Origin of the sequence: Bradyrhizobium sp. 191, assembly GCF_023100985.1 — a bacterium.
GTDB classification, from domain to species: domain Bacteria; phylum Pseudomonadota; class Alphaproteobacteria; order Rhizobiales; family Xanthobacteraceae; genus Bradyrhizobium; species Bradyrhizobium diversitatis.
In genome coordinates, this window is sequence record NZ_CP064692.1 from 4524891 (window position 1) to 4550329 (window position 25439).

General features: G+C 66.2%; 25 protein-coding genes. 14 read left to right on the forward strand and 11 right to left on the reverse strand.

What is annotated here, in order from left to right:
* Positions 1–40 precede the first annotated feature (40 nt).
* The 5 genes from IVB23_RS21045 to rsmI all read right to left on the reverse strand — a co-directional run bounded on the left by IVB23_RS21045 (position 41) and on the right by rsmI (position 5158).
* Complete coding sequence (locus tag IVB23_RS21045) at positions 41–1558, reverse strand: type II and III secretion system protein family protein (protein WP_247799864.1); 1518 nt, start codon at positions 1556–1558, stop codon at positions 41–43.
* Positions 1559–1568: 10 nt separating this feature from the next.
* Positions 1569–2387: a Flp pilus assembly protein CpaB gene (gene cpaB / locus IVB23_RS21050; protein ID WP_247799865.1), complete on the reverse strand. Its 819-nt coding sequence runs from the start codon at positions 2385–2387 to the stop codon at positions 1569–1571.
* A 477-nt stretch (positions 2388–2864) separates the two neighbouring features.
* Positions 2865–3809, reverse strand: a complete 945-nt coding sequence (gene gshB / locus IVB23_RS21055; RefSeq protein WP_247799866.1) for a glutathione synthase — start codon at positions 3807–3809, stop codon at positions 2865–2867.
* Between the two features lie 10 nt (positions 3810–3819).
* On the reverse strand, positions 3820–4221 hold the full coding sequence (locus IVB23_RS21060) for a YraN family protein (protein ID WP_061880017.1): 402 nt from the start codon (positions 4219–4221) through the stop codon (positions 3820–3822).
* The gene (gene rsmI / locus IVB23_RS21065; protein WP_247799867.1) at positions 4208–5158 is read right to left on the reverse strand and encodes a 16S rRNA (cytidine(1402)-2'-O)-methyltransferase; all 951 of its coding nucleotides are present in this window, start codon (positions 5156–5158) and stop codon (positions 4208–4210) included. The genes IVB23_RS21060 and rsmI overlap by 14 nt, the downstream gene beginning before the upstream one ends.
* Before the next feature lie 350 nt (positions 5159–5508).
* Here rsmI and IVB23_RS21070 point away from each other — a divergent pair, with 350 nt between their 5' ends.
* Positions 5509–6741 (forward strand): penicillin-binding protein activator, encoded by a 1233-nt coding sequence (locus tag IVB23_RS21070; RefSeq protein WP_247799868.1) that lies wholly within the window; start codon positions 5509–5511, stop codon positions 6739–6741.
* Positions 6742–6902: 161 nt separating this feature from the next.
* Here the strand turns inward: IVB23_RS21070 and hemW are convergent, their stop codons facing one another.
* From hemW to rph, 3 genes are read right to left on the reverse strand one after another with little or no spacing between them, the layout of a single operon-like run.
* Positions 6903–8087 carry a radical SAM family heme chaperone HemW gene (hemW, locus tag IVB23_RS21075; RefSeq protein WP_197965109.1) on the reverse strand — a complete coding sequence of 395 codons (1185 nt, stop codon included), beginning with the start codon at positions 8085–8087 and terminating at the stop codon, positions 6903–6905.
* A gap of 16 nt (positions 8088–8103) precedes the next feature.
* A complete protein-coding gene (rdgB, locus tag IVB23_RS21080; protein WP_061880013.1) occupies positions 8104–8739 on the reverse strand; it encodes an RdgB/HAM1 family non-canonical purine NTP pyrophosphatase in 636 nt (211 codons plus the stop codon).
* 10 nt (positions 8740–8749) lie between these two features.
* The gene (gene rph, locus IVB23_RS21085; protein WP_028178946.1) at positions 8750–9463 is read right to left on the reverse strand and encodes a ribonuclease PH; all 714 of its coding nucleotides are present in this window, start codon (positions 9461–9463) and stop codon (positions 8750–8752) included.
* Positions 9464–9631: 168 nt separating this feature from the next.
* Between rph and hrcA the strand changes: the two genes are divergently transcribed.
* Together hrcA and grpE are read left to right on the forward strand one after the other, a co-directional pair.
* On the forward strand, positions 9632–10720 hold the full coding sequence (hrcA, locus tag IVB23_RS21090) for a heat-inducible transcriptional repressor HrcA (RefSeq protein WP_061880012.1): 1089 nt from the start codon (positions 9632–9634) through the stop codon (positions 10718–10720).
* A gap of 96 nt (positions 10721–10816) precedes the next feature.
* Positions 10817–11434 (forward strand): nucleotide exchange factor GrpE, encoded by a 618-nt coding sequence (grpE, locus tag IVB23_RS21095; RefSeq protein ID WP_061880011.1) that lies wholly within the window; start codon positions 10817–10819, stop codon positions 11432–11434.
* Between the two features lie 129 nt (positions 11435–11563).
* On the opposite strand, the gene IVB23_RS21100 is transcribed toward grpE, so the two are convergent.
* Positions 11564–12505 carry a hypothetical protein gene (locus IVB23_RS21100; RefSeq protein WP_197964995.1) on the reverse strand — a complete coding sequence of 314 codons (942 nt, stop codon included), beginning with the start codon at positions 12503–12505 and terminating at the stop codon, positions 11564–11566.
* Positions 12506–12900: 395 nt separating this feature from the next.
* Between IVB23_RS21100 and dnaK the strand changes: the two genes are divergently transcribed.
* The 8 genes from dnaK to IVB23_RS21140 all read left to right on the forward strand — a co-directional run bounded on the left by dnaK (position 12901) and on the right by IVB23_RS21140 (position 20189).
* On the forward strand, positions 12901–14802 hold the full coding sequence (gene dnaK, locus IVB23_RS21105; protein WP_025033017.1) for a molecular chaperone DnaK: 1902 nt from the start codon (positions 12901–12903) through the stop codon (positions 14800–14802).
* Positions 14803–15062: 260 nt separating this feature from the next.
* Positions 15063–16199, forward strand: coding sequence for a molecular chaperone DnaJ (gene dnaJ / locus IVB23_RS21110; RefSeq protein WP_061880008.1), 1137 nt, complete (start codon positions 15063–15065; stop codon positions 16197–16199).
* 88 nt (positions 16200–16287) lie between these two features.
* The gene (locus IVB23_RS21115; protein WP_028178941.1) at positions 16288–16887 is read left to right on the forward strand and encodes an rRNA adenine N-6-methyltransferase family protein; all 600 of its coding nucleotides are present in this window, start codon (positions 16288–16290) and stop codon (positions 16885–16887) included.
* A 57-nt stretch (positions 16888–16944) separates the two neighbouring features.
* A complete protein-coding gene (locus IVB23_RS21120; RefSeq protein WP_061880007.1) occupies positions 16945–17523 on the forward strand; it encodes an NAD(P)H-dependent oxidoreductase in 579 nt (192 codons plus the stop codon).
* Positions 17524–17529: 6 nt separating this feature from the next.
* Positions 17530–18240 carry an orotidine-5'-phosphate decarboxylase gene (gene pyrF, locus IVB23_RS21125; RefSeq protein WP_061880006.1) on the forward strand — a complete coding sequence of 237 codons (711 nt, stop codon included), beginning with the start codon at positions 17530–17532 and terminating at the stop codon, positions 18238–18240.
* Positions 18241–18259: 19 nt separating this feature from the next.
* Positions 18260–18571, forward strand: coding sequence for a DUF1330 domain-containing protein (locus tag IVB23_RS21130; protein ID WP_028133551.1), 312 nt, complete (start codon positions 18260–18262; stop codon positions 18569–18571).
* A gap of 156 nt (positions 18572–18727) precedes the next feature.
* The gene (gene dapB / locus IVB23_RS21135; RefSeq protein WP_247799869.1) at positions 18728–19543 is read left to right on the forward strand and encodes a 4-hydroxy-tetrahydrodipicolinate reductase; all 816 of its coding nucleotides are present in this window, start codon (positions 18728–18730) and stop codon (positions 19541–19543) included.
* A gap of 22 nt (positions 19544–19565) precedes the next feature.
* Positions 19566–20189, forward strand: coding sequence for a 2,3-bisphosphoglycerate-dependent phosphoglycerate mutase (locus IVB23_RS21140; RefSeq protein WP_247799870.1), 624 nt, complete (start codon positions 19566–19568; stop codon positions 20187–20189).
* Between the two features lie 155 nt (positions 20190–20344).
* Here IVB23_RS21140 and IVB23_RS21145 read toward each other — a convergent pair whose 3' ends face one another.
* A complete protein-coding gene (locus IVB23_RS21145) occupies positions 20345–21241 on the reverse strand; it encodes a bifunctional helix-turn-helix domain-containing protein/methylated-DNA--[protein]-cysteine S-methyltransferase (RefSeq protein WP_247799871.1) in 897 nt (298 codons plus the stop codon).
* A 54-nt stretch (positions 21242–21295) separates the two neighbouring features.
* Complete coding sequence (locus IVB23_RS21150) at positions 21296–21829, reverse strand: DUF2244 domain-containing protein (protein ID WP_247799872.1); 534 nt, start codon at positions 21827–21829, stop codon at positions 21296–21298.
* Positions 21830–21851: 22 nt separating this feature from the next.
* Here IVB23_RS21150 and nth point away from each other — a divergent pair, with 22 nt between their 5' ends.
* Genes nth through IVB23_RS21165 form a run of 3 tightly spaced genes read left to right on the forward strand, consistent with a single transcriptional unit; the run spans position 21852 to position 25400 of the window.
* Positions 21852–22604 carry an endonuclease III gene (gene nth, locus IVB23_RS21155; RefSeq protein ID WP_247799873.1) on the forward strand — a complete coding sequence of 251 codons (753 nt, stop codon included), beginning with the start codon at positions 21852–21854 and terminating at the stop codon, positions 22602–22604.
* A 53-nt stretch (positions 22605–22657) separates the two neighbouring features.
* Positions 22658–23785: an HlyD family secretion protein gene (locus IVB23_RS21160; protein WP_247799874.1), complete on the forward strand. Its 1128-nt coding sequence runs from the start codon at positions 22658–22660 to the stop codon at positions 23783–23785.
* Positions 23772–25400, forward strand: a complete 1629-nt coding sequence (locus IVB23_RS21165; protein ID WP_247799875.1) for an MFS transporter — start codon at positions 23772–23774, stop codon at positions 25398–25400. Before IVB23_RS21160 ends, IVB23_RS21165 begins: the two co-directional genes overlap by 14 nt.
* The last annotated feature ends 39 nt before the right edge of the window (positions 25401–25439 follow it).

The window sequence follows — 25439 nt, forward strand, 5'->3', positions numbered from 1 at the left end:
GCCCCAATTCCTGCACCGGTTCCCACGCCGCGCGTTCGTCTCAGTCGATGATGAAGCCGAAATCACCCGGCGTGCCGCTGATCGGATCGACGCGGCGCGCGATGCCATAGAGGCGGTTCATGCGGCCGAGCAGCGCCGTCTGCGCATCCGAGGCCGGCGCGAAGCCGTCGTCGGGCCGCGACAATTCCTTCTGGGCGACCGCGCGGACCACATAGGGCGTCACGATCACCATCAGCTCGGTCTCGTTGTTGACGAAGTCCTGGCTGCGGAACAGCGCGCCGATGATCGGCAGCTGGTCGACGCCGGGCAGGCCGTTGATCGCCTGCTTGGTCTGCTGCTGGATCAGGCCGGCCATCGCCATCGAGCCGCCCGAGGGAATTTCCAGCGTGGTCTCGGCGCGGCGGGTCTGGATCGACGGGATGGTGATCGAGCTGGTCTGGCCCGCGGACACTGCTTGCGTCACGGAGATGGCGTTCTGACTCGACAGCTCCGAGACTTCGGTCATCACGCGCAGGCTGATACGTCCCTCGCTGAGCACGACCGGCGTGAAGTTCAGGGAGATGCCGAACTTCTTGTAGGTGATCTGGGTGGTACAGACATGGGTGACCGGATCGCAGGAATAGCCCGCAGGGATCGGGAATTCGCCGCCGGCAATGAAGGTGGCGGACTCGCCGGAGATCGCCGTCAGGCTCGGCTCGGCCAGGGTCCGCATCACGCCGGCGCTTTCCATCGCGCGCATCGTGGCATTGACCGTGGCCACGCCTTTTGCGAGCCCGGTGACACCGAGCCCGTTGCTGCTGACGAGCGGGCCGCCGGAGATCGAGAACGGGTTGGAGTTGTTGAAGTTCACCACCGCGGTGCCGGCATTCAGGCTGGCGCTGAGATCGACGCCGAGCTGCTTGACGATGTCGCGGCGCACTTCGCCGACGACGACCTTGAGCATCACCTGGTCGCGGCCGCGCACGACGATGTTGTTGACGACCTTCTCAGCGCCGCCGACGAGCTTTGCGGCGACGTCGCCGGCCTGCTGGGCCTCGACCGGGTTCGACACCGAGCCGGTCAGCATCACGCTGTCGCCGACGCCTTCGACCTGTACGCCCGGCAAGGACTGGCGCAGCGCCGCGCGCATGCCGTTGAGATCGCGCTTCACGGCGATGTCGTAGGAGGCGACCTGCTGGCCGTCGGCGGTGAAGAACACGACGTTGGTCTGGCCGACCTGGCCGCCGATGATATAGGCGCGCTGCGCCGAGCGGATCACCGCGTTGGCGATCTTGGGGTCGGCCACGAGCACGTCCTTGACCTCGCGCGGCAGGTCGATGACGACGGATTTGCCCACACCAAGCGAGAGAAATCGCGTCCTCGCCGCTGCGACCGTCGAGACCGGCGACACGCCGAGGTCGGGCGCTTGCATCGGCGCCTGGTCGCCGACCGGCGCATCCGCGGCGCTGACGGCGTCGGAGGCTGCGAGCAGCCCCAGCATCAACATCGTCCCCGCCAGGAACGAGCGCGCGCGCTTCCCCCGAATGCGCAGGCCCGTCCGATCGCCCCCGTAACTCATGCTATCCCCATCACTTCTGTGACGTCAGTTGTCGTGCCTGCACGCCGTAACGGATCACGTTCACGCCGCCCGGGCGTTTGACCGCCTGGTCCTCGGGCGTGCCCTCGAATGCGTTGGCATCGACGATGCTGCGCAGCGCGAGCGTCAGCGTGCCGCCCTGGCGTGCGGCCGAGAGCGTCGCGACCTGGTCGGGCCTGAGCTCGAGCGTGACGGTCTTGCCGAGCACGGCGTTCTGGCCGTCCTTTTCCTTCGGCGCCTGGTCGATCGCGAGCACGCGGATGTTGGCGAGAATGACCTCGGACAGGATGAGGTCGTTGCCGCCGGTCGGGCCATCGCTGTTGCCGTCTGGATTCTTCAGGCGGCGGGTCAGGATGATGTCGACGCGGTCGTTCGGAAGGATGAAGCCGCCGGCGCCCGTTTCGGCTGAAATCTCGGTGGAGACGGCGCGCATCCCGGACGGCAGGATCGCGGCCATGAAGCCGGAGCCTTCGGCCCTGACCAGCTTCTGCTCGCGGATCGGCTCGCCCTGCATCAACGGCACGCGTGCGATCGAGCCGGCGATCTGGGTCTGCGCGTCGGGCCTGCCGTCGCGGCGGATGAAGGCGCTGCTCGCCGTCGCGGCCGGCCAGGCTTGCCATTGCAGATCATCTGGCTTTACGGCCTGGCCGAGCTGGATATCGTTCTTCGCGACGAGCACCTCGACCGTCGGCAGCTTTTCGGCGACGGGAGGGGCAGGCGCGGGATTGTTGTCGAAGCCGCTCGCCAGATACGCAGCGACGCCGCCGGCGCCCAGTGCGATGACGAGAACGACAATGCGTGCGGTGTTCATGCGCCTCTACTCTTACGCGGGGCACTCGAACTGCACGTGGCGTGTTCCCCCGCGTCGATGAGTAGGGAGCAAAAGTATAAGGGGTGTTGCGAGGCCGAATGCGATGGCCGGCCGGCGATGCTGGTTTTCGGCGGATGGTGAACGCGGCGTTATTCGATCCGCCGGCGGCTCCGTAGTTTCACGCAGACCGGCGCACGCGATTGAATGCGGCGCGTGGGCGTCATGGTGAACGGGTGGTTAGTGGTGGGCTCGGAAGCCGCGTCGTATCCGCGATAACCGCCCACGGTCCGTCATCCCCGCGCAATGGCGAAGCCATTGTCGCTGGAGGTGCGAGGCACGCGATGCGAATGCATGGCGTGCGGAGCCTCGAAGGATGCACGGCCTCGGTGCTCCAGACGGGCCGTCGCCCTTCGAGGGCCGCTGAAGAAGTGGCCACCTCAGGGTGACGGTGATGGAGCGGTTACGAAGTGACGGGCTCTACTTCTTCCGCTTCTGCTCGATCACGTCCCAGATCCTCGCCGCGACGTCAGGGCCGCCGAGCCGTGCAATCGCCCGGATGCCGGTCGGCGAGGTGACGTTGATCTCGGTGAGGTTGCCGTTGATGACGTCGATGCCGACGAACAGGAGGCCGCGCGCGCGCAGCGCCGGGCCGACGGTGGTGCAGATCTCGCGCTCGCGCGGGGTGAGCTCCGTTTCCTGCGCCGCGCCGCCGCGCACCATGTTGGAGCGGAGGTCGTCGGCGGCCGGCACGCGGTTCACCGCGCCGGCGAACTCGCCGTCGACCAGGATGATGCGCTTGTCGCCGTGCTTCACCTCGGGGATGAACTGCTGGATCACCCAGGGCTCCCTGAACGTCACCGAGAACATGTCGAACAGTGAGCCGAAATTCATGTCCTGCGGCATCACGCGAAACACCGCCGCGCCGCCATGGCCGTGCAGCGGCTTCATGACGACGGCGCCGTGCTTGTCGCGAAACGCGTTGATCTCATCCAGGTCGCGCGAGATCAGCGTCGGCGGCATCAGCTGCGGAAAATTCATCACGAACAGCTTCTCCGGCGCGTTGCGCACGGAGGCGGGATCGTTGACGACCAGCGTCTTCGGATGGATGCGCTCCAGGAAATGCGTCGAGGTGATGTAGGCGAGGTCGAACGGCGGGTCCTGGCGGAGCAGCACCACGTCAAAGCCGTTCAACGCTTCGCGCCTGGGCTCGCCCAATGTGAAGTGGTCACCGGGCTCGTCGCGCACGGTCAGGAGCTGAACCGGCGCGACCAGCTCTTCGCCGACCATCGAGAGCTTGTCGGGCGTGTAATAGGACAGGCCATGGCCGCGCTTCTGCGCTTCCAGAAGCAGCGCAAAGGTGGAATCGCCCTTGATGTTGATGCGGGCGATGGGATCCATCTGGACGGCGACATTGAGTTTCATGATCTGCCTTTCAGGTCGAGGCGTCGAATGCCGCCAACACATGGCGCGGAAGCGAGCGCGGCGCAATCAGCATCGCGTCGAATCGCAATTCGAATTCGGCATGCTCGGGATGCGCTACGAGCCAGCCTTGCGCGGCGTCGATGATGCGCTGCTGCTGGCGCGGCGTCACGGCGAAAGCGGCGTCGTCGAGGCTCGCCCGCGCCTTGACCTCGACGAAGGCGATCAGGTTGCGGCGGCGCGCCACGATGTCGATCTCGCCATGCGGGGTGCGGTAGCGTTTGGCGAGGATGCGGTAGCCCTTGGCCATCAGATAGGCCGCGGCGCGGCTCTCCGCGGAAATGCCGGTGCGGAACGCGGCGACGCGCTCGGGCGAGGCGACCTTCGGTTCCCTGGGGATATCAGTCTTCGCCATCGCCGCCCCGAAGATCCTTTGCGAGCTCCAGTGCGCGGGCATAGACCTCGCGGCGCGGCCGGCCCGACAGTGCGACCGCATGCGCCACGGCATCCTTGACGCTGTTTGCGGCAAGCTGCTCGCGCAGGAGCCCGTCGAGCGCATCCGATGCCAGCACGTCGGCGTCCGCTGCGGGCGGGCCGATCACCAGAACGAACTCACCGCGCGTCTCGGGCGCATCGGCCTGCCGCGCGAGCTCGGCGAGCGGCGCACGCCTGACCTCCTCGTGCAACTTCGTCAGCTCGCGGCAGATCGCGGCCTCGCGTTCGCCCATGATCTCCGCGAGATGGTCCAAGGTGGCCTGCATCCGGTTGCCCGATTCGAACATCACCAGCGTCGCGTCGATGCGCGCAAGCTCGGCGAGGCGTGCGCGGCGCGCGGCGGATTTCGCCGGCAGGAAACCCTCGAAGAAGAAGCGGTCGGTCGGCAGCGCGGCGACGGACAGCGCTGCCAGCACCGAGGACGGGCCGGGCAGCGCGTGCACCGGATGGCCGGCGGCGCAGACCTCGCGCACCAGCTTGAAGCCGGGATCGGAGATCAGTGGCGTGCCGGCGTCCGACACCAGCGCGACCGAGCCGCCTCGCGCCAGAGCCTCGAGAATCTTCGGACGCGCCGCTTCCGCATTGTGCTCGTGATATTGCTTGAGCGTTGCTGCGATCGCATAGCGCTCGGTCAGGCGGCGCGTGATGCGGGTGTCCTCGCAGGCGATGACATCGACGCCGGCGAGCGTCTGAAGCGCCCGCAGGGTGATGTCGCCGAGATTGCCGATGGGTGTCGCGACCAGATAGAGACCCGGCGCGGCCTTCGGCGCCGCGAGCCGATGGGCATCGATGGAGAAACCGCGCGAGGCGGCGTCTTGAGCTTCAGACGTATTTATCGGGGCCGGCTTTGCGCGCATAATGAAGCCAACTTAGGCACGATCCGCAGGGCTGGGAACCGGCTGGTCGAAAAAGATCGGGCCCAAGATCGTGCCCATATGGGGGGCGAGGAACGGACGGGAATGTGATCGGCCAGGATCACCTCGAGTGGGAATGAGGGCCATCGCGCCATATTCACGACGGAAACGCCGCCTTGATGCTGGATGAGCGACGGCGAACGGCTGCCGGAACGGGAGGGCGGTCGCGTTAAGCGGCTGTTATCCTTTTGTTTTGGTTAACTGTTTGCCGACAATATGCCTGAGTCCGCGGCCTGTGTCGCGGAAGGAATGTCGTGACCGGCCGGCAACGGCGGGTCAGAAGAGAAGCTGCCATGATGGGCCCGCGTCATCCAAAGTCTCTCGCTCCGGGATCCCGATCGTCGGGGGCCACCCGCCGGAGCGCGCTCGGCCTGCTGCTCGGTGCGCCCGTGCTGTCGGCCTGCGCCGGCGTGCAGCAGAGTCTCAGCCAGTTCTCCAACCCGTTCTCGAGCTCCGCGCCGCCGGCCCAGCCGGCGGGTCCGCAGCAACAGGCGACGACCGCCGGCACCGGCGGCGTGAAGGTAGGTCTGATCCTGCCGCTCTCAGCTGCCGGTAACGCCGGGCTCGCCGCGCAATCGATGCGCAACGCCGCCGAGATGGCGCTGGCCGAGTTCCAGAACCCGAACATCCAGCTCCTCATCAAGGACGACAATGGCAGCCCGCAAGGTGCGCAAGCCGGCGCGCAGCAGGCGGTCGACGAAGGCGCCGAGATCATCCTCGGGCCGCTGTTCGCGCAATCGGTGCCGGCGGTGGCGCAGGTCGCGCGCACGCGCGGCATTTCCGTCATCGCCTTCTCGACCGATTCCAGCATCGCCGGGCGCGGCGTCTATCTGCTCTCGTTCCTGCCGGAGTCCGACGTCAACCGCATCGTCGAATATTCCGCCAGCATCGGAAAGCGCTCTTTCGCCGTGCTGGTGCCCGACAACGCCTACGGCAATGTCGTCGAGGCCGCGGTGAAGGCGGCGGCGCCGCGGCGCGGCGGGCGCATCGTCGCCTTCGAGAAATACGGCGCCGATCGCGCCACGCCGGCACGCACCGTGGCGCAGCAGCTCGGCAGCGCGGACGCGCTGTTCATTGCCGATGACGGCGATGCGGTGGTCTCAGTGGCGGATGCGATGACGGCCGCAGGTGCCAATCTGCGCAACATCCAGCTGCTCGGCACCGGCCTGTGGGACAATCCGCGCGTCTATGCCAGCGCCGCGCTTCAGGGCGGGCTTTACGCCGCGCCCGACCCGGCCGGCTTCCGCGCCTTCTCCGGCCGCTATCGCACCAAATACGGCGCCGAGCCGATCCGCACCGCGACGCTCGCTTATGACGCCGTCGCGCTCGTCGCTGCGCTGGCGCGCACACAGGGTACGACGCGCTTTTCGTCCGACGTGCTCACCAACCCCTCCGGCTTTGCCGGCATCGACGGCCTGTTCCGCTTCCGCGCGGACGGCACCAATGAACGCGGGCTCGCGGTGATGAAGGTGACGCAGGGTGGCGGCGTTGCGGTTGCAGGCTCGCCGAAGAGCTTTGGGGCGTAGCGAGATGTGCTTCCTCGCCCCGCTTGCGGGGAGAGGGTTGGGGTGAGCGGGAGTCTCCGCGGGGACGGTGAGAGTTGGATTCGTGAAGAGTCCCCCTCACCCGGAATCCGCGCGTTGCGCGCATTCGGGCCTCTCCCCGCAAGCGGCGAGGCGAAGAATTGTTACGCCGCCAGATCCGCGACCACGGCATCCAGCACCGGAAATCCGCTGCTGGTCACGCGCAGCCGGCCCGTCGGGTCCACCGTGATCGCGCCTTCCTCGCGCAGCAGCGCGATGCGGCGGGGGTCGAGCGGGCGGCCCGCGAGTGCTTTGTAGCGCTCGGGGTCGATGCCCTCGGCGAGGCGCAATCCCATCAGCAGGAATTCGTCGGCGCGCTCTTCGCTGTTGAGGAGCTCGTCGGTGACGACACCGTGGCCGTTGGTTTCGACGCGCAGCAGCCAGGCCTCGGGACGCTTCTCGGTGGCGGTGGCGTGGCGCACGCCGTCGATGTCGAGGCGGCCGTGCGCGCCGGGCCCGATGCCGGCATATTCCTCGCCGCGCCAGTACACCAGATTGTGCCGGCACTCGGCGCCGCGCCGGGCGTGATTGGAGATCTCGTAGGCGGGCAGACCCAGTCTGTCGCAGGTCTCCTGCGTGACGTCGTAGAGAGCGCGCGCGACCGCTTCATCCGGCGTCTTCAATTTGCCGGCCTGGTGCAGGCCGAAGAACGGCGTGCCTTCCTCGATCGTCAATTGATAGAGCGACAGATGCTCGGCCGCTTCGTCGATCGCAAGGCGCAGTTCGTCGGCCCACATCGCCGGCGTCTGGTCGGGACGGGCGTAGATCAGGTCGAACGAATAGCGGTCGAACGAGCGGCGTGCGATGGCGACTGCATCGAGCGCCTCGCGCGCGCTGTGCATGCGGCCGAGCGCCTTCAGCGAGGCATCGTCGAGCGCCTGCACGCCAAGCGAGACGCGGTTGACGCCGGCAGTGCGATAGCCGGCGAAGCGCGTGGCCTCGACGCTGGTCGGGTTCGCCTCCAGCGTGACCTCGACGTCGCCTGCGACGGTCCAGTGCTGGCCGATCGCATCGAGCACGGCGCCGACCGTTGCGGGCTGCATCAGGGACGGCGTGCCGCCACCGAGGAAGATCGAGGTGACCTCGCGGCCCGGCGCACGCTCTGCGGTGGTTGCGATCTCTCGCGCGAAGGCGGAAGCGAAGCGCGCCTCGTCGATCGCGGCGTGGCGAACGTGGCTGTTGAAGTCGCAATAGGGACACTTCGACAGGCAGAACGGCCAGTGCACGTAGACGCCAAAGGCTTTAGATTCCTGTTTTGACGCGTTGTCCTGGCGCGAACCGGTGTCCACTTCGCTCGAAAACGCTCTAGCGCGGCTCAAGGCAGATCTCCGCCAGTTTCACGAAGGCGCGGGCGCGGTGCGACAGGCCGAGCCCGAGCGGCGGCAGGCCGTGCTTCTCGATGCTCTCCATCTCGCCGAAGGTGCGGTTGTGGCCGTCGGGCAGGAACATCGGATCGTAGCCGAAGCCGGCAGTCCCGCGCGGCGGCCAGACCAGCGTGCCGTCGACGCGCGCCTCGACCTGCTCGAGGTGATCGTCGGGCCAGGCGACGCACAGCGCGGAGACGAAATGCGCCTTGCGCTTGTCCGGCGTGGTGGCGCCGCGCTCCTGCAACAGGCGCTCGATCTGCGCCATCGCCGCGTTGAAATCCTTGGAGGGGCCGGCCCAGCGCGCGCTGTAGATGCCGGGCGCGCCGTCGAGCGCGTCGACCACGATGCCGGAATCATCGGCGAAGGCGGGAAGCCTGGCTGCTTGCGCCGCCGCGATCGCCTTGATCGCGGCATTGCTGCGGAAATCGCTGCCGGTCTCGTCCGGCTCGGACAGGCCGAGCTCTCCCGCCGACACCGCCTCGATGCCGTACGGCGCAAGCAGCTCCCGCATCTCGGCGAGCTTGCCGGGATTGTGGGTGGCGATGACCAGCTTGTCCGTGATTCGGCGGTGCATGGCTTATTGACTACGCCACAGCCAGTTTCTGCAAGTCCACCAGACGCGCGACGCCCTTGCGGGCCAGCGCCATCAGCGCCAGCAGCTCGGCTTCGGTGAACGGCTCGCGTTCCGCGGTGCCCTGCACCTCGATGATGCGGCCATCGCCGGTCATGACGAAATTGGCGTCGGTCTCGGCTTCGGAATCCTCGGCGTAGTCGAGGTCGAGCACCGGCGTGCCGTTGTAGATGCCGCAGGAGATCGCGGCGACGTTGTCGCGCAGCACGTTGGCCTTGACCATGTTCCGCGCCTTCATCCAGTTGACGCAGTCGGCGAGTGCGACCCAGGCGCCCGTGATCGAGGCCGTGCGCGTGCCGCCGTCGGCCTGGAGCACGTCGCAATCGACCGTGATCTGGCGCTCGCCGAGCGCTTCGAGATTGATGATGGTGCGGAGCGAGCGGCCGATCAGGCGCTGGATCTCGACGGTGCGGCCGCTCTGCTTGCCGGCGGAGGCCTCGCGGCGGGTCCGTTCCGAGGTCGCGCGCGGCAGCATGCCGTATTCGGCGGTGACCCAGCCGCGGCCCTGGCCCTTCAGCCACGGCGGCAGGCGGTCCTCCAGCGTGGCGGTGACCAGCACATGGGTGTCGCCGAATTTCACCAGGCACGAACCTTCCGCATATTTCACCACGCCGCGCTCCAGCGTCACGGGGCGCAATTCGTCGGGCGCACGGCGGCTTGGCCGCATGGGAAATCCTCCAAAACTCACGGGAAAAGGCTGCTCGCGGTGCTTGTAGGTGCGGCGGGGATGGGCGGCAAGGCTTTTTCACCCCCTGATTTCGCGGCCGCAAACACCACGCTTGTCAGAAGTGCCCGGGATAGACAAATTACGAGTATCTGAGAGGAGTTACCGTCTGTGGCCCATCACGATCCGATCCATCTGATCGCGCCGCGCGCAGGCCTTGCCCAGCTCAACGAGCGTTCCCGCGACATCTTTCGTCAAATTGTCGAAAGCTACCTCGCGACCGGCGAGCCTGTCGGCTCGCGCAACATTTCCCGCCTGATCGCCATGCCGCTGTCGCCGGCCTCGGTCCGTAACGTCATGGCGGATCTGGAACAGCTCGGCCTGATCTATGCCCCGCACACCTCCGCCGGCCGGTTGCCGACGGAACTCGGCCTGCGCTTCTTCGTCGATGCCCTGATGCAGGTCGGCGACCTCAACGAGGCCGAGCGGCAGTCGATCCAGAGCCAGCTCTCCTCGGTCGGCGAGGCGCAGTCGGTCGAGGCGGCGCTGGACGAGGCCTTGATGCGGCTCTCCGGCCTCACCCGGGCCGCCGCCGTCGTGTTGACGCCAAAATCCAATGCGCGGCTGAAGCACATCGAATTCGTCCGCCTGGAACCCGAGAAAGCGCTGGTCATCCTCGTCGGCGAGGACGGCCAGGTGGAAAACCGCGTGCTGGCGCTGCCGCCCGGGGTTCCCTCCTCGGCGCTCACCGAAGCCGGGAATTTCCTCAATGCGCGGATCCGCGGCCGCACGCTGGCCGAGGCGCGGCTCGAGCTCGAGACGGCCCTTGGAGAGGCCCGTGCCGAGCTCGATCAGCTGACGCAGAAAGTTATCTCGGCCGGCATCGCCAGCTGGTCCGGCGGCGAGAACGAGGATCGCCAGCTCATCGTTCGCGGCCATGCCAATCTGCTCGAAGATCTGCATGCGCTGGAGGATCTGGAGCGCGTTCGCCTGTTGTTCGACGACCTCGAGACCAAGCGGGGCGTGATCGACCTGCTCGGCCGGGCCGAGACCGCCGAGGGCGTGCGCATCTTCATCGGCAGCGAGAACAAGCTGTTCTCGCTGTCGGGGTCCTCCACCATCATCTCGCCCTATCGGGATGCCGCCGGCCACATCGTCGGCGTTCTCGGCGTGATCGGGCCGACGCGGCTGAATTATGCCCGCGTGATCACGACCGTGGACTACGCCGCCCGCATCGTCAGCCGCCTCTTGGGGGGCTGACCGGCGCCTCCTCCGATCACAGGCGCTTGATTTTCGCAAGCTAAGGCACGATATCCGGGCCAACAATCCCTGGAAACGAGTTCGAGATTAGAGCCGATGACCGATCGAGACCGGCAACCCGAAGACACGACCGCGCCGACGCCCGAGCCCGTGGTGTCAAAGCCCTACATCATGCCCGACGATCCCGAGCCGGGCTCGGTCGAAACGTTGCAGAAGGAAGCGGCCGAGGCGCGCGACCGCATGCTGCGGACGCTGGCCGAGATGGAGAATCTGCGCAAGCGCACCACGAAGGAGGTCGCCGACGCGCGCCTCTACGGCATCACCGGCTTTGCCCGCGACGTGCTGGACATCGCCGACAATCTCCAGCGTGCGCTCGATGCCGTTCCGGCCGAAGCGCGTGCTGCGGCCGATCCCGGCCTCACGGCGCTGATCGAGGGTGTCGAGTTGACCGAGCGCTCGCTGCACAGCGCGCTCGAGAAGCATGGCGTGAAGAAGCTCGATCCGCAGGGCCAGAAGTTCGACCCGAATTTCCACCAGGCGATGTACGAAGTACCCGATGCGTCGGTGCCGTCAGGCACCGTGGTGCAGGTTATGCAGGCCGGCTACACCATCGGCGAGCGCGTGCTGCGCCCGGCGCTGGTCGGTGTCGCCAAGGGCGGTGCGAAGGCAACTCCCGCTGCCAACAACAATGAATCGAATGGCGCGCCGAACTGATCGATCCTCATGGTGCGCAAAGCGGCCGGTTGAGGCTCTCCTCTGGGAGAGTCTTCGCTGGTGAGACAGCGCTCTCCAAGCCTCCCGCAAGCAAGCGAGGGAGGGAGCGCATCTCGCTTGCGGATGCAGCTATCCCTTCGGCTGGATGCCGTCGCGAACGGCGCGAAAGCGGGTGAAGGCGGGCAGCCACTGGTCGCGTGGGGCGCTGGCGATGATGCGCAATGATGCGCCGCCAGTCGAGAAGCGGATCCACTGCACCACGGTCACAGGGATCTTGTCCTTGCCGCTGACGCCGTCGATCCGGGTCTCGAAACCCTGCTGGCCGTTGATGCGAATCGGCTCGGACATGGTGATGCGCGACTCGCGCACGCCGGGAATCTGGAGCGCCGCCTCCTGGGCGAAGCGGGCGCGGTCGTCGGCCTGCTGCGGGGTGGCGCCGATCACGCCGAGAATCATGAACGGCTTCGACTCGTAACCCGTGCTCTCATCGCCGTCGGCGAGGATGATGCTGCTGCCCGGCGCGAGCGTTCGGATGTCCTTGAAGTTGGCGAGATCGGTGATCTTGAACGGCATCAGCGCGATCTGCTCTTCAGCCGAGACCTGCCTGCGGGTGACTGTGCTCGCAAACATCTGCCGCACCGCTTCATCCGTGTAGATCTTGGTCGCATTCTCCGGGATCTGCACCGCGACATAGCCGGAGAAGCCGGCGCCGGGCACGATCATCGAATAGCGCTTCACCGGGGTATCGCCGGCCTTGCCGCTTTCGGTGGTGAAATAGGCGAGGCCCGCGGGGGTCTCGATCTTGTCCTGCGTGACGCCATTGGTCCCGGCGGGATTGGCATTGAAGGCGCTCACGACCTCGCCATAGGCCGCCGGCGGCAGCTCGGTGACCAGTACCTTGACACTGCCATCCTCGCTCTCGAAGCCGGGAAAGGTCTTGGCGGTGCTGAGGCCGATCAGCGGCACCATGCCGAGGCGCAAGCCAGGTGGGAAAACGGCGTCGGCGGCAAGGGCCGGAAACACTGTTACGGCGAGGAGGGCCAGCGCGGCGAGGGGGCGGATCAGCTTCATGGGCACTCTGATTGGTTCACATTGAGGCCGTTCGATGGTCGGCCGCCGGGCCGCTTTGTCGCGCGAAGCAGCTGCGCCGGCTGTCCGGCCGGTTCGCCTTTTAGCGGGTTTGGCCTTGCCGCAACAGGGCGGGGCCTGTTGCGGGTGGCGGGGGCTTGCCGAGGCCCGAACCTGTTAATAATTCCTCACCCGCAAGGGCGGCGGAGCCCGGACATCATCTTTCAAAACCCAATGTTTTCGCGGCAGAAACGTAGCTTCGGTCCTTGCGGGCCCCTCCCCCCCTCCTATATGAGCCTCAATCATCGCAATATCGCGGATGTTTGATCTTAGGGGGTTTCGGTTCGGGTGCCTTCTGGGCCCAGCCAACCTGCCGCAAAAAGAAGGGTATCAGGACCATGGGAAAGGTCATTGGGATCGACCTCGGCACCACGAATTCGTGCGTCGCCGTGATGGATGGCAAGAACGCGAAAGTCATCGAGAATTCCGAAGGCATGCGCACGACGCCTTCGATCGTCGCCGTGACGGACGACGGTGAGCGCCTCGTCGGCCAGCCGGCCAAGCGCCAGGCCGTCACCAATCCCGAGCGTACCTTCTTCGCAGTGAAGCGCCTCATCGGCCGCCGCTACGACGACCCGATGGTCGAGAAGGACAAGAAGCTCGTCCCGTACAAGATCGTGAAAGCCTCCAACGGAGACGCCTGGGTCGAGGCCGACGGCCAGACCTACTCGCCCTCGCAGGTCTCGGCGTTCATCTTGCAGAAGATGAAGGAGACCGCGGAAGCCCATCTCGGCCAGAAGGTCGATCAGGCCGTCATCACCGTTCCCGCCTACTTCAACGACGCCCAGCGCCAGGCGACCAAGGACGCCGGCAAGATCGCGGGCCTCGAAGTGCTGCGCATCATCAACGAGCCGACCGCGGCCGCGCTCGCCTACGGCCTCGACAAGACCAAGGCCGGCACCATCGCCGTGTACGACCTCGGCGGCGGCACGTTCGATATCTCCATTCTCGAAATCGGCGACGGCGTGTTCGAGGTGAAGTCGACCAACGGCGACACCTTCCTCGGCGGCGAAGACTTCGACATGCGCCTCGTGGGCTATCTGGCCGACGAGTTCCAGAAGGAGCAGGGCATCAACCTGCGCAACGACAAGCTTGCGTTGCAGCGCCTGAAGGAAGCCGCTGAAAAGGCCAAGATCGAGCTGTCCTCAACGACGCAGACCGAGATCAACCTGCCGTTCATCACGGCGGACCAGACCGGCCCGAAGCATCTGACGATGAAGCTCACCCGCGCCAAGTTCGAGGCGCTGGTCGACGACCTCATCCAGAAGACCGTCGAGCCCTGCCGCAAGGCGCTGAAGGATGCCGGCGTCACCGCCGGTGAGATCGGCGAAGTCGTGCTGGTCGGCGGCATGTCGCGCATGCCGAAGGTCCAGGAAGTCGTGAAGCAGCTGTTCGGCAAGGAGCCGCACAAGGGCGTCAATCCGGACGAAGTCGTGGCGATCGGTGCCGCGATCCAGGCCGGCGTGCTCCAGGGCGACGTCAAGGACGTGCTGCTGCTCGACGTGACCCCGCTGTCGCTGGGCATCGAGACGCTGGGCGGCGTGTTCACCCGCATCATCGACCGCAACACCACGATCCCGACCAAGAAGAGCCAGGTGTTCTCGACGGCTGAGGACAATCAGAATGCCGTCACCATCCGCGTCTTCCAGGGCGAGCGTGAAATGGCGGCCGACAACAAGATGCTCGGCCAGTTCGACCTGATGGGCATCCCGCCGGCTCCGCGCGGCATGCCGCAGATCGAGGTGACCTTCGACATCGACGCCAACGGCATCGTCAACGTCTCGGCCAAGGACAAGGCCACGGGCAAGGAGCAGCAGATCCGCATCCAGGCCTCGGGTGGTCTGTCGGAAGCCGACATCGAGAAGATGGTCAAGGACGCCGAGGCCAATGCCGAGGCGGACAAGAAGCGCCGCGAGGCCGTGACCGCCAAGAACGAGGCCGACGGCCTGGTGCATTCGACCGAGAAGGCGCTGGCCGAGCACGGTTCGAAGGTCGCCGAGAGCGAGCGCCGCGCCATCGAGGATGCCGTCAGCGACCTCAAGGAAGCGCTGAAGGGCGACGATGCCGAGGCGATCAAGGCCAAGACCCAGACGCTGGCGCAGGCTTCGATGAAGCTCGGCGAGGCCATGTACAAGCAGCAGGCCGAGGCCGACGCCAAGAAGGATGCGGCCAAGGACGACGTCGTCGATGCGGAATTCACCGAGGTCGACGACGACAAGAACAACAAGAAGTCCGCTTAAGCCCCGAGAGGGTGACGATGCGGGCGACCTGGACCCCACACGCGCTACCGGCCTCCTCCCTCGCGGGGGAGGCCGTCGCGTCGGGGCGGGCGGGCCAAGACTCCCTCGAAGTCGGCCCCGCTGCCATCGATCAATTCCCAGCCGTTATTCTCAGCGCTGCCATGCTGCCCTCTGCCGCAAGGTCGAAGGGCGCTTATATCGCCGTATGTCAGCGTTGTTCCGCGCCAACTTGAATCGCGATTGGATAGACCGAGCTCAGCATGTCCACGTCCACCAAGCGCTGCTATTACGAGACCCTCGAAGTCGAACGAGACGCCGACGAATCCAGGCTGAAATCGTCGTTCCGCAAGCTGGCCATGAAATTCCATCCCGACCGCAATCCCGGGGATGAGACCAGCGAGGTCAAGTTCAAGGAAATCAACGAGGCTTACGAGGTCCTGAAAGACAAGGACAAGCGCGCGGCCTACGACCGCTATGGCCACGCCGCGTTCGAGCAGGGCGGCGGCTTTGGCGGCGCTGCCGGTTTCGGTGCGGGCTTCGCCTCCTCTTTCTCCGACATTTTCGAAGACCTGTTCGGCATGGCCGGTCAGCGCGGCCGCGGCGGCCGCGAGCGCGGGGCGGACCTGCGCTACAACATGGAAATCACCCTCGAGGAGGCCTTTGGCGGCAAGACCGCGCAAATCGAGATCCCGGTCTCGGTCACCTGCGAGGCCTGCTCGGGCATCGGTGCCAAGGCCGGCACCAAGCCGAAGACCTGCTCCACCTGCGGCGGCGCCGGCCGCGTGCGGCAGTCGCAGGGCTTCTTCACGCTCGAGCGCACTTGTCCCGGCTGCCAGGGCCGCGGCCAGATGATCGAGGACGCCTGCCCGGCCTGTGCCGGCCAGGGCCGGGTCACCCGCGAGCGCACGCTGTCGGTCAACATTCCGCAAGGCGTCGAGGACGGCACACGGATCAGGCTCGCCGGCGAGGGCGAGGCCGGAGTCCGCGGCGGACCGCCCGGCGACCTCTACATCTTCCTGTCGCTGGCCCAGCACCAGTTCTTCCAACGCGACGGCGCCGATCTGCATTGCCGCGTGCCGATCTCGATGGTGACGGCTGCGCTCGGCGGCGAATTCGAGGTGCCGACAATCGAGAAGGCCAAGACCAAGGTGAAGGTGCCCGCCGGAACCCAGTCGGGCCGCCGATTCCGCATTGCATCAAAGGGTATGCCGGTGCTGCGCTCGCGCCAGATGGGCGACATGTATGTCCAGGTCGTGGTCGAGACCCCGCAGAATCTCACCAAGAAGCAACAGGAATTGCTGGCCGAGTTCGACAAGCTCTCCTCCGGCAACACCCAGCCGGAATCCGAGGGTTTCTTCGCCAAGGTCAAGGATTTCTTCGGTAATCGGGCGAGTTGACTTGTCTTGACCGTACCGTCTTCGGCCTATACGTCTTTATGACCATTTTCTGACACGCCGCGGTCCCGCGGTCCCGTCCGGTCCCAACATGCCATTGCCATCGTCCGCGCGTGCGTTGAAGAAGCCTCGACTCGATGACGAGGTGCGCTTTCTCAGGTCGTGGATCGAAAAGCCGCTGCACATGGGCGCGGTCATGCCGTCAGGCAAGCTGCTGGCGCGGACCATGGCTCATTACGTCGATGTCGATTCGGACGCACCGGTGGTCGAGCTCGGACCCGGCACCGGCGCCATCACCTCGGCCTTGATCGAGCGCGGCGTCGATCAGAAGCGTCTTGTCCTCGTCGAATACAATCCCGGCTTCTGCGCGCTGCTGCGCGATCGCTACCCACAAGCCAAGGTGGTGCAGGGCGATGCCTATCGCCTCCGCGACACGCTCTGGAATGTCTTGAGCGCGCCGGCTAGCGCTGTCGTCTCGGGCCTGCCGCTCGTCACAAAACCGATGCTGACGCGGCTGCGGCTCATTCGCGACGCCTTCACCGCGCTCGCGCCCGGCGCGCCCTTCATCCAGTTCACCTATGCGGTGGTGCCGCCGATCCCGAAATCGCTGCACGGCGTGTCCACAGAGGCTTCGGAACGGATCTGGATGAACCTTCCGCCGGCCCGCGTCTGGGTGTATCGCAAGGATTAATTCCGCCGGCTCCTCCTTTAGCGCGGCGGGCCCGTTTCGCCGAACGCATGGGATTGGATGTCCGCGCCCAAAATCCTGATCATTCCCGGCTCGCTGCGCACCGGCTCGCACAATGCGAAGCTGGCAGCGCTCGCCGCGTATGAATTCGCTCAGGCCGGCGTCGACGTCACCCGCATCTCGCTGGCCGATTTTCCGCTGCCGATCTACGACGGCGATCTCCAGGCCAAATCCGGAGTGCCCAAGCACGCCATCAATCTCAAGCGCATGATCGGCGCCCATCACGGCATCCTCATCGTCTCGCCCGAATACAACGCCTCGGTGCCGCCGCTGCTCAAAAACGCGATCGACTGGGTCAGCCGCGTGCACGAGCTGCACGAGGCGCGCGGCGAGGTGTTCCGCAACCGCGTCTTCGCGCTTGCCGGCGCCTCGCAGAGCCGGCTTGGTGCTGCCCGCGCGCTCCAGGCCTTGCGGCTGATCCTCTCCTCGTGCCACGCCAATGTGATTGCCAGCCAGCTCACGCTCGCCTTTGCCGACCAGGCCTATGACGATATGGACAGGCTGAAGAACGAGGGCGATATCGCCGCGTTGAAGGAGCTGGTAGCGCAGTTGATCGACGTTTCCCAACGCATGATGTGAGGTGACATGACGCCAGCCGAGATTGCCCCCAAGGACCGCCTGATCGTTCCGCTCGACGTGTCGAGCCCGGAGGCTGCGGAGGCGATGGTCGCAAGGCTCGGCGACAGCGTCACGTTCTACAAGATCGGCTATCAGCTGGCCTATGCCGGCGGCCTGCCGCTGATCGGCAAGCTCGCCGGCGAGGGCAAGAAAGTGTTTGCCGATCTCAAGATGCACGACATCGGCAACACCGTGATGCGCGGTGTCGAGAGTGTCGCCAGGCTGGGGGCGACCTTCCTCACCGTCCACGCTTATCCGCAGACCATGAAGGCGGCGGTCGAAGGGCGTGGCGGATCGAGCTTGAAGATTCTCGCGGTCACGGTGCTGACCTCGTACAATGACGACGACCTGCACGCGGCCGGATATCGGCTCGGCGTCTCCGATCTGGTCGAAGCGCGCGCACAGCAGGCACAGGTGCTCGGCATCGATGGACTCGTCTGCTCGCCGGAAGAGGTCGGTGCCTTGCGCAAGATCGTCGGCCATCAGATGAGCCTCGTCACGCCCGGCATCCGTCCGGCGGGCGCACCGACCGGCGACCAGAAGCGCGTCATGACACCGGGTCGTGCGATCGCGGCGGGCGCCGACTATCTCGTCGTCGGACGGCCGATCCTCGAGGCCTCCGATCCCAAGGCGGCGGCCGACGCAATCCAGGCCGAGATCGTGCAAGCGCTCAGCTAATCAACAAGGGAGAAGAGCAATGGCAAAGGGCTACTGGATCGGGCGTGTCGATGTGAGCAGTGACGAGGGCTACAAGCCCTACGCCGTCGCCAACGGTCCGATCTTCAAGAAATGGGGCGGCCGCTTCGTCGTTCGCGCCGGCAAGTTCACCACGGTCGAAGGCGCCAGCCGCACCCGCAACGTCGTGATTGAATTTCCGGACTACGAGACCGCGCTCGCCTGTTACAATTCGCCGGAGTACCAGGCCAACATCAAGGTGCGCCAGCCGCACTCGGTCGCCGACCTCATCATCATCGAAGGCTATGACGGCCCGCAGCCGCAGGACGGCTGAGGCTGCAGTCGTTCCGGGGCGATGCGCAGCATCGAACCCGGAATCTCGAGATTCCGGGTCTGGTCCTTCGGACCATCCCGGAATGACGGCCTATGATCCCCCTCGGTTGCCGGAACTGCATCCCCCCGCTACAACGGCGGCTCAGAGGATCACACCATGTCCGACATGCGCTTGATTGTTGCAGGAGCCGGCGGCCGGATGGGCCGGGCGCTGACGCGGGCGATTGCCGAGAGCAAGGGCGCGGTGCTGGCGGGCGCACTGGAGGCGCCGGGTTCGGAGCTGCTCGGCAAGGATGCCGGCGTGCTCGCAGGCCTGCCGGCCAACGGCATCAAGCTGTCCGCCGATCTCTGGGCGATGTCCAGGGATGCCGACGGCATCCTCGACTTCACCGTCCCGGCGGCGACCATCGCCAATGTCGCGATCGCCGCCGAGCGCGGCATCGTCCACGTCATCGGCACGACCGGACTGTCCGGCTCCGACAACGCCGTGATCAAGAGCGTCACCAATCGCGCGGTGGTGGTGCAGTCGGGCAATATGAGCCTCGGCGTCAACCTGCTCGCCGCCGTGGTCAAGCGCGTCGCCAAGGCGCTCGATCAGAGCTTCGACATCGAGATCGTCGAAACCCATCACCGCCTGAAGGTCGATGCGCCCTCCGGCACGGCGCTGATGCTGGGTCAGGCCGCAGCCGGCGGCCGCGGCGTCACCCTCGACGACCATTCCGAGCGCGGGCGCGACGGCATCACCGGTGCGCGCAAGCCGGGCAATATCGGTTTTGCCTCCTTGCGCGGCGGGACCGTGGCCGGCGACCACAGCGTCACCTTCCTCGGCCCGTTCGAGCGCCTGACGCTGTCGCATCAGGCCGAGGACCGCATGCTGTTCGCCCATGGCGCGCTGAAGGCGGCGCTGTGGGCGCATGGCAAGGCGCCGGGGCATTACTCGATGGCCGACGTGCTCGGCCTCGCCGATTTCTGATTGAGCAAACGGAAAGCAGTCAATGAGCGAACGTCTTCTCGTGCTCGTGCGCCACGGCCAGAGCGAATGGAATCTGAAGAACCTGTTTACGGGGTGGAAGGATCCTGATCTCACCGAGCTCGGCGTGAACGAAGCCAAGGAAGCCGGCCGCAAGCTCAAGGCACAGGGTCTCGTGTTCGACGTCGCCTTCACCTCGGTCCTGACGCGCGCGCAGCACACGCTGGATCTCATCCTCGCCGAGCTCGGCCAGACCGGTCTGCCGACCTCGAAGAACCTCGCGTTGAACGAGCGCGATTACGGCGACCTCTCCGGTCTCAACAAGGACGATGCGCGCAAGAAATGGGGCGAGGACCAGGTGCTGACCTGGCGCCGTTCCTACGACGTGCCGCCGCCGGGCGGCGAAAGCCTGAAGGACACGCTCGCGCGCGCGCTGCCGTACTACGTGCAGGAGATCCTGCCCGCCGTGCTCAACGGCAAGCGCACCCTGGTCGCCGCCCACGGCAATTCGCTGCGCGCGCTGATCATGGTGCTGGAGAAGCTCTCGCCCGAGGGCATCCTGAAGCGCGAACTCGCCACCGGCGTGCCGATCATCTATCGCCTCAACGCGGATTCGACGGTGGCCTCGAAGCTCGATCTCGCGGGTTGATCTCTTCGCCTCTCCCCGCATGCGGGGAGAGGCCGGATTGCATCGAAGATGCAATCCGGGTGAGGGGGACTCTCCGCGAGTCCGACTGTCGCCGTCCCCGTGGAGATTCCCCCTCGCCCCGACCCTCTCCCCGCAAGCGAGGCGAGGGAGAAGACCTACTGCAGCCCCAGCTGCCCGGCCTCCCAGCCCAACATTGCCTGCTTGCGGGTGATGCCCCAATGATAGCCGGTGAGCGTGCCGCTCTTGCCGAGCGCGCGGTGGCAGGGCACGACGAAGGAGACCGGGTTCTTTCCGACGGCCGCGCCGACCGCGCGCGAAGCCTTCGGATTCCTGATGTTGCAGGCGATGTCGGAATAGGACACCGCACGCCCCATCGGGATCTTCAGCAGCGTCTCCCACACCCGCACCTCGAAATCGGTGCCGATCAGCACCACGCGCAGCGGCTGGTCCGGCCGCCAAAGCTTGGGGTCGAAGACACGCGCTGCGAGTGGCGCGGTGCCTTCGTGATCTTCCACATAGGTGGCGTTCCGCCAACGCCGCGTCATGTCGGCGAGTGCGATCTTCTCTTCGCCGTGATCGGCGAAGGCAAGTCCCGACAGGCCGCGATCGGTGGCGATCACGATCGCGGTGCCGAATGGTGAGGAATGGAAGCCGTAGCGCAGGGTGAGGCCGGCACCGCCGTTCTTCCATTCGCCCGGCGACATCGCTTCGTGGGTGACGAAGAGATCGTGCAGCCGGCCGGGGCCCGACAGGCCGGAGTCGAGCGCCGCGTCGAGGATGCTGGCCGAATCCCTGAGCAGGTTCTTGGCGTGGTCGAGGGTGAGCGCCTGCATGAAGGCCTTCGGTGTGATCGAAGCCCAGCGGCGGAACAGATGGTGCAGCTCGTCCGGCGTGACGCCGGCGGCATCCGCCATCGCCTCGATGGTCGGCTGCGCGCGCCAGTTCGCCGAGATGAAGGCGATCGCCCGGCGCACCGAATCATAGTCGCGCAACGCGGCGTTCTGGGTGCCCGGCTTGGCCAGGCGCTGGTCATGTATCGCGAGGGTCATCATGGCCGGAAATGTAGGAGAAGGAGTGGCTCGAAACCACCCGATTTCCGACTGTGCTCAGGTCACCGGATTATGGGTCGGCCCACGCCGCGCGGCGTTCAGGGCTCCGACCAACGCATTGTAAAAGCTTGTTTTTTCTTCTGGCCCGAGAAACCCGGCGATGAGCAGCCGGCGGCCGCGCGAGATCAGATAGAGGTGCTCGATGCCGTATTCCTCGTCGACCTCCTGGTCGAGCCGGACCCAGAGCGGATTGAAGGTCCATTCGGCAACCTGGCCACGATGGCTGACGCGCCGCACGCGCAGTTCCGACGGTGTCACCACGATCTCCTCGCTGGCCCGCGCCGCGCGGAAATTGACCTTGAAGGCCCACCAGATCACCAGCACGTCGAGACCGAAAAAGCCGAACACCGGCCAGGCGCCCATCATCAGGAAGGCGAGGCCGGTGACGAAGCTGACGACGCTCAGGAACAGCATCACGGCGAGGAAGCCGGTGCGGTTCAGCGAGCGGTGCGGCGTCAGCAGCGCGGAGAAGATCTGAGGCTCATCCTCGCTTTCAGATCGCGCGCGCTCAATTTCGTTGCCTGTGCTCATCGTCCATCAGTATATCCCGATCATGGCGAAAATCACCCGCAAGCCGGCCCCGCGTAAAGCGGCGGTGCTGAAGAACAAGGCAAAACCGGTCGCGACCAAACCGAGAGCGCCCGCGAAGAAATCGCTCAGAGCTACAAGACCCTGGACGCCGGCCGAGATCCACGAGGTCTTCAGCCGTTTCCGCAAGGCCAATCCGGAGCCGAAGGGCGAGCTCGAGCACGTCAATCCGTTCACGCTGCTGGTCGCGGTGGTGCTGTCGGCGCAGGCGACCGACGCCGGCGTCAACAAGGCGACGCGCGCCTTGTTCGAGGTCGCGGACACCCCGCAGAAGATGCTCGATCTCGGCGAGGAGCGTCTGCGCGAGTACATCAGGACCATCGGCCTCTATCGCACCAAGGCGAAGAACGTGATCGCGCTGTCGGCGAAGCTGCTCAGCGAATTCGGCGGCCAGGTGCCGCGCACGCGTGCCGAGATCGAGTCGCTGCCCGGCGCCGGGCGCAAGACCGCCAACGTCGTGCTCAACATGGCCTTCGGCGAGCACACCATGGCGGTCGACACGCATGTCTTCCGCGTCGGCAACCGCACCGGACTTGCGCCCGGCAAGACGCCGCTCGAGGTCGAGCTCGGTCTCGAAAAGGTCATTCCGGCAGAATTCATGCTGCATGCCCATCATTGGTTGATCCTGCACGGGCGCTATACCTGCCTCGCGCGCAAGCCGCGCTGCGAGGTGTGCCTGATCAACGATCTCTGCCGGTGGCCGGAGAAGACGGTGTGATCTAATGACAAGGCGGGATTTGTGTTCTAGCAGCGCCGGGTTGAGGTGATCTCGTGAGTCAACAAGAACAGAACGCACCACCCGCATCACCGGCCCCACCGCCGAAGCCGACACAGCGGCCGGCCACGCCGCTCTGGAGCCGGCTCGCGATCCCGCTGTTTGCGGTCATCGTCGCGCTCGCCTTCGTCGCGCTGGCAACGCTGCGCTTCGACGAATGGGTCGGCAATGCCGTGATACAGACCACCAATGACGCCTATGTGCGCGCCGAGCTGACGCGGCTGTCGAGCCGCGTCTCGGGCGAGGTGCTCAGCGTGGGGGTCACCGATTTCCAGCGCGTCAAGGCCGGCGACCTCCTGATCCAGATCGATCCCGCCGATTACCAGGCGCAAGTCGCGCAGGCCGAAGCTGCGGTCGCCGCGGCGCAAGCCGCGCTCGACAATCTCGCCAACCAGATCGAGCTGCAATATGCGACGATCGCGCAGGCGCAGGCCGCGCGGCTGTCTGCGGAGGCCATGGAGGTCGAGGCACGGCAGGAGCAGGAGCGTCAGCAATCGCTGTCGCAGACCGAGTCCGGCACGCGCCAGCGTCTCGAGCAGGCGGTGGCCGCCTACGCCAAGGCACAGGCCGACGTGCGCGCGAGCCGCGCCGTGATCGCGGCCCAGCAGCATCAGCTCGAAGTCCTGCAAGGTACCAGGAAGCAGCGCGCGGCCGATGTCGAGGCGGCCAAGGCGACGCTGGCGGGTACGAAGCTCAAGCTTGGATACACGAGGATCACCGCGCCGTTCGACGGGGTTGTCGGCGAGCGCCAGGTGCAGCCCGGCGATTACGTCAACATCGGCACCAACCTCATCAACGTGGTGCCGCTGCCCAAGGTCTATGTGATCGCGAACTATAAGGAGACTCAGCTCACGCACGTGGCACCGGGCCAGCCGGTGGAGATCACCGTTGACAGTTTCCCGCGCGAGAAGCTGCGCGGCAGGGTGGAGCGCATTGCGCCGGCGACGGGTGCACAGGTGGCGCTGCTGCCACCCGACAACGCAACAGGCAATTTCACGAAGGTCGTGCAGCGCATTCCCGTCCGCATTCAGTTCGATGACGACCAGCCGCTGCTGGCGCGGCTGGTGCCGGGCATGTCGGTGGTCACCAGCATCGATACGAAGGCCGCGAATGGCCGAAAATGACGATGCCAGCCGCGAACCGCTCTCGCGCGGCGGCGTCGCGCCGCAGCCCCTGTTCGCCGTCGCGGCGGTACTGCTCGGCTCGTTCCTTGCCAATTTCGACAGCCGGCTGACCACGGTCGGCCTGCCGGACCTGCGCGGCGCGTTCTCGCTCGGCTTCGACGAAGGCGCCTGGCTCTCGACCGCCGGCATCGGCTCGCAGATCTTCATCGCGCCTGCGGTGGCCTGGCTTGCCACGGTGTTCGGCCTGCGCCGCGTGCTCGGCATCCCCAGCCTCGTCTATGCCGCCGTCTCGTTCATCATTCCGTTCGTGCACGACTATCCGACATTGCTTGCGCTCAGCGTCGTGCATGGTCTCCTGCTCGGCACCTTCGTGCCGGCAACGCTGATGATCGTGTTCCGCAATCTGCCGATCCGCTGGTGGCTGCCGGCGATCTCGATCTATGCGATCCGCGTCGGCTTCGCGTTGGACACCTCGACCTCACTGGTCGGCTTCTATGTCGATCATCTCGGCTGGCAATGGCTGTACTGGCAGGGCGTGGTGATCGCGCCCTTGATGGGCCTGATGGTCTATCTGGGCACGCCGAACGAGCCGGTGAACCGCGCGCTGCTGCGCGAGGCCGATTGGGGCGGCATGCTGCTGCTCGGCGCCTCGGTGTCGATGATCTATGCGGGGCTTGACCAGGGCAACCGGCTGGACTGGCTCGGCTCCGGCACGGTGATGGCACTGCTCGCCGCGGGCGCGGTGCTGTTTCTGGCCTTCCTCGTCAACGAGTCCCTGGTGCGGCAGCCCTGGGCACATGTCAACGTGCTGTTCTCGCGCAACATCGGCCTGGGACTGGTCCTGATCCTGCTCTACACGCTGACCAGCCTGTCCAATGCGTCGCTGGTGCCGAACTTCCTCGCCACCATCGCGCTGCTCAGGCCGGAGCAGAGCGGCATGCTGCTGCTCACCTGTGGCGCCTTGCCGATGTTCGTGCTGGTGCCGGTCTCGATCTGGCTGCTGCGGCATTTCGATACGCGGACGGTGATCGTCGTGGGCTTTGCCTGCTTCGCCGCGGCCAATCTCTGGGGCACGCAACTCAACCACGACTGGGCGCGCGAGGACTTCGCCGGCATCGTGCTGCTCCAGGCGATCGGGCAGTCGCTGACCTTGCTGCCGCTGATCATCACGCTGCTCTCCAACTCCGATCCCAGCCGCGCCACCTCCTTTGCCGCCTATATCCAGATCATGCGGCTCGGCGGCGCCGAGATCGGCGTGGCGCTGATGGGCACCTGGCTGCGCGTGCGCGAGCAGGTCCATTCCTTCTATCTCGGCCAGAACCTTGCGGTCGGCGATGTCGATGTGGTGCAGAGGCTGCAGCAGCTCGCCGACCACTTCGCCGCCCATGGCACAGGATCGGCGCAGCCGCGCGCGGTCGGCACGCTGGCGGGCATCGTCCAGCGCGAGGCCAATGTGCTCGCCTATATCGACGGCTTCTGGCTCTGCTTCTGGCTCGCGATAGCCGCGCTCGCAATCGTCGCGCTGGTCACCCGCGCGCCGACGGGTCCCTTCACGCCGGCGCCGTTCGGCTTCGCCAGGATGCTGCTGCGAAAGTGTGGTGTGCGGGCCGCCTGAATGCGGTGATGGTTGGTTCGTTCGCTCGCGCGAGGCGGG